5 protein-coding genes are annotated in these 4217 nt (G+C 62.6%); 4 read left to right on the top strand and 1 reads right to left on the bottom strand.

Features of this window, described 5'->3' with window-relative positions; all coding sequences use genetic code 11:
* The 4 genes from EN991_RS25625 to phoB all read left to right on the top strand — a co-directional run.
* A partial coding sequence (locus EN991_RS25625; RefSeq protein ID WP_127267722.1) for an ABC transporter permease subunit occupies positions 1-378 on the top strand: 378 nt, incomplete at its 5' end.
* A 17-nt stretch (positions 379-395) separates the two neighbouring features.
* Positions 396-1214 (top strand): phosphate ABC transporter ATP-binding protein PstB, encoded by an 819-nt coding sequence (gene pstB, locus EN991_RS25620; protein ID WP_013529271.1) that lies wholly within the window; start codon positions 396-398, stop codon positions 1212-1214.
* Positions 1215-1240: 26 nt separating this feature from the next.
* A complete protein-coding gene (gene phoU, locus EN991_RS25615; RefSeq protein ID WP_013529272.1) occupies positions 1241-1948 on the top strand; it encodes a phosphate signaling complex protein PhoU in 708 nt (235 codons plus the stop codon).
* Between the two features lie 16 nt (positions 1949-1964).
* Positions 1965-2654 carry a phosphate regulon transcriptional regulator PhoB gene (gene phoB, locus EN991_RS25610; protein WP_010911896.1) on the top strand — a complete coding sequence of 230 codons (690 nt, stop codon included), beginning with the start codon at positions 1965-1967 and terminating at the stop codon, positions 2652-2654.
* A gap of 16 nt (positions 2655-2670) precedes the next feature.
* Here phoB and EN991_RS25605 read toward each other — a convergent pair whose 3' ends face one another.
* A complete protein-coding gene (locus EN991_RS25605) occupies positions 2671-3918 on the bottom strand; it encodes an ROK family protein (RefSeq protein WP_127369808.1) in 1248 nt (415 codons plus the stop codon).
* Positions 3919-4217: the final 299 nt, after the last annotated feature.

Here is a 4217-nt window from a genome sequence, read left to right as displayed (position 1 = left end):
GCGCTTGCTGCGGTGCCGCCGTCGATCCGCTCGGCAGCTCTCGGTCTTGGCGCCTCCAAGATGCAGATGGTGTTCCAGCACATCCTGCCGCTTGCCGCGCCCGGCATCCTCACCGGCACCATCATCGGTCTTGCGCGCGCGCTCGGCGAAACCGCGCCGCTGCTGTTGATCGGCATGGTCGCCTTCGTCGCCGATCCACCGACGACGCCTTTCGATCCGGCCACCGCGCTGCCGGTGCAGATCTATATGTGGGCGAACGAGGCCGAACGCGCCTTCGTCGAGCGTATGTCCGGCGCCATCATCATCCTGCTCGTCTTCCTCATGGCCATGAACATCACCGCGATCGTGCTTCGGCGTCGGTTCGAGCGGCGCTGGTAGAAAAAAGGCATTTTGGTATGAACATCATGACCGAACAGTCCCTTGAAAACGCAGTGGGCGACAAGATGAAGTCGAACGAAGTGATAAAAATGCGCGGCGACAAGGTCGGCGTGTTCTACGGCGAGAAGCAGGCGCTGTTCGACGTCGATCTCGACGTCCGCCTGAACCAGGTGACGGCGCTGATCGGCCCCTCCGGCTGCGGCAAGTCCACCTTCCTGCGCTGCCTCAACCGCATGAACGACACCATCGATTCAGCACGGGTAACCGGCAAGATCACGCTCGACGAAGAGGACATCTACGACAAGAACATCGATGTCGTCGAACTCAGGGCGCGCGTCGGCATGGTGTTCCAGAAACCCAATCCGTTCCCAAAGTCGATCTACGAGAACGTCGCCTATGGTCCGCGCATCCACGGATTGGCCAAGCGCAAGGCCGACATGGATCAGATCGTCGAGTCCAGCCTGAAGAAGGCGGCGATCTGGAACGAGGTCAAGGACCGTTTGCAGGAACCTGGCACGGGTCTTTCCGGTGGCCAGCAGCAGCGCCTGTGCATTGCACGCGCCATCGCCGTGTCACCCGAGGTGATCCTGATGGACGAACCGTGTTCGGCGCTCGACCCGATCGCCACCGCTCGCGTCGAGGAACTTATCGACGAACTGCGTCAGAACTATACGATCGTCATCGTCACCCATTCGATGCAGCAGGCAGCGCGCGTGTCGCAGCGCACCGCGATGTTTCATCTTGGCTATCTGGTCGAGGAGGGCGCCACCGACAAGATGTTCACCACCCCCGACGACAAACGCACCCAGGACTACATCACCGGCCGGTTCGGCTGATCTCTGGCATATGAGGGACGAAGATCATGGGTGAACATACCGTCGCATCTTTCGATGAGGATCTGGAGCAGATCAGCCAGCTGATCCGCGACATGGGCGATCTCGCCCGCTCGATGGTCGGTGGCTCGACCAGGGCTTTGCTCAATTCGGACAATGCGCTGGCGCAGCGGGTGGTTTCCGACGACGCCATCATGGATGCACGCCAGCGCGAGCTGGACGATCGTGCTATCACGCTGATCGCCAAGCGCCAGCCAATGGCCAACGATCTGCGTGCGGTAGTCGGTTCGATCCGCATGGCCGGCGACCTCGAGCGCATCGGTGACCTTGCCAAGAACATCGCCAAGCGCGTCGGCACTGTCGGGCTGAGCGTCACGCCGCACGACCTTTCGCATTCGATCGACGCGATGGCGCAGCTGGTGCTGATCCAGGTGCAGGGGGTCGTCGACGAGTATGCCGCCGCTGACGCGGCAGCGCTTGCCACGCTCAGAAACAATGATGAACGCATCGACGTCAAATACACATCGGTGTTCCGCGAACTGCTGACCTACATGATGGAAGATCCGCGCAACATCACGGCGTGCACGCACCTGTTGTTTTGCGCCAAGAACCTCGAGCGGATCGGCGACCACGTGACCAACATCGCCGAAAATGCCTATTATGTTTTGACCGGCACGCAGTTGCCAGCCAATCGTCCGAAGCAGGACGAGACGGCAATGTCCGCGCCAGCGGCATGACAGGGGTGACCAGCCGATGATCGCGCCACGCATCATGGTGGTGGAGGATGAGGAGCCGCTAGGCGTGCTGCTCCGCTACAATCTCGAATCCGAAGGTTACCAGGTCGAGGTGGTGACGCGCGGCGACGAGGCCGAAATCCGGCTGCAGGAGAACGTTCCAGACCTTCTGGTGCTCGACTGGATGGTGCCTGCGGTTTCCGGTATCGAACTCTGCCGCCGGCTAAGGATGCGTCCCGAGACCGAGCGGCTGCCGATCATCATGCTGACCGCGCGAGGCGAGGAAAGCGACCGCGTGCGCGGCCTCTCGACCGGTGCCGACGACTATCTGGTCAAGCCTTTCTCGACGCCGGAGTTCATGGCCAGGGTCAAGGCGCTGCTGCGCCGGGCCAAGCCGGAAGTGCTGTCCAGCGTGCTCAAGGTCGGCGATATCGTGCTCGATCGCGAATCGCACCGTGTCTATCGCAAGAAGAGCGAAATCCGGCTCGGGCCGACGGAATTCCGCCTGCTTGAATTCATGATGCGCCATCCAGGCCGCGTGTTCTCGCGCAGCCAACTGCTCGACAATGTCTGGGGCGAGACGATCTACATCGACGAACGCACGGTCGATGTGCATGTCGGCCGGCTGCGCAAGGCGGTCAACAACGGCCGTATGCCCGATGTCATCCGCACCATCCGTGGGGCGGGTTACGCCATTCGCGAGGACTGAACTCCCTCGTTTGAACTCACGCCACGTTCTTGCCGCCGAGACCGGATCTCGCCTGCACGCCCGGCGCAAAAATCTCCTGATCGACGAAGATCAGCGCCCGCATGGCGCAGCCTTCGCGGATCAGCGGCAGTTCGTTCGGCTCGGTGTCGAAGGAAATCGACTTGGAATGCTGGCCGCCGGCGGTCTGGGCAATCGCTTGCCGCAATGCCGGCTCGATCAGGTCGAAGGCGGCGGCGCTGACGCCGACCATGGCGACGGGGGCCGGATCGATCAGCGCGAACAGGCTGCCGAGGCCGTAGCCGAGCGCTTCGCCAGCCTTGCGGTAGGCTTCCCGCTCCGGTCCGTCCCTCTCGCGGGCGGCGGCAGCCAGGGCGCGCATGTCGGCGTCGCTGACATCGGCGACGGGTTCTGCATCCTCGCCCATCTGCCGCGCGTTGCGCCAGATGGCATAATTGCCGGCATAGGCTTCGACGCAGCCGCGCCGTCCGCAGCGACACAGCGCCCCGTTCGGCCGATGAATCATGTGGCCGAATTCGCCGCCCGAGGAATGGGTGCCGGTGAACAATTCGCCCTTCAGCACCAGCCCCATGCCGATGCCGTGCGACAAAAGGATAGCGATGAAATCGTCGCGGTAACGATCGGGATCGCGCCAGCGCAGCGCCACCGCCATCATGTTGCAGTCGTTCTCCATAATGGCGGGGACGCCGAACTCCTCTTCGAATATGTCGGCGAAGGCGATGTCGGTGTGCGGCGTGATCGGCGACCACAGCATGGCGCGGGCACGGGTGTCGGTGATGCCCTGGACGGCCAGCGCGATACGAGCGATGCTGCGCACGTCCAGGTCGGGATCTTCCAGGCGGCGCCGCACGATTGCCGTGCACTCACCGATCAGCGAGTCGCGCGACATCGTCAGCGTGTCGAGCCGACGCTGTTCCTCGGATATTACCTGGCCGGCATAGTCGATGACGGCGACCGAGAGGAAGTTCAGCGACAGCACCACGGTCATTACCGCGGCCGCTTCCGGATTGAGGCTGAGGCCGACCTGCGGACGGCCGCGTTTGAGCGAGCCGGCCTCGCTCGGCTTGCTTTCGGTCAGGATGCCTTCGACGATCAGGTCGGATGAGATCGCCGAGATCGTCGAATGGCTGAGGCTTGTGGTTGCGGCGATCTCGGTGCGCGACGGCTGTCCGGCGCGGCGCACCGCGGCGATCACCATCGCGCGGTTGCGGCGGCGCAAATCGTCGTGGCGGATTCCGACCGACATGCTCTTTCATATCCTCCCGGTCGCCGCGGTTCTTCCTGCCCTGGAACGCTGTCGGTGACGCGGTCAAATACTGGCAGAAGCCGCGCGCCGTGTCATTTATTTATTCCGAGGCCCGAAAAAAATTCGAGACGACATCAAAATCCATCAGAATCGATGTTGACAGCGTTCGGGCGTTGGCCCAGTATTTTTTCGAGGCTCGAAAAAATAGGGCCTCTGTGCCGGCCCTCGGGCCAGTTTGGTCGCGCCATACGCGGCGCAGGGAGGATAATATGAAAAGATTCACAGCCGCCATCCTGGCG

The sequence above is a fragment of the Mesorhizobium sp. M7A.F.Ca.US.005.03.2.1 genome (assembly GCF_003997795.1).
Taxonomy (GTDB): Bacteria; Pseudomonadota; Alphaproteobacteria; order Rhizobiales; family Rhizobiaceae; genus Mesorhizobium; species Mesorhizobium ciceri.
Note: the sequence above shows the minus strand (reverse complement) of the source record. Positions and strands in the feature narration are given on the sequence as shown.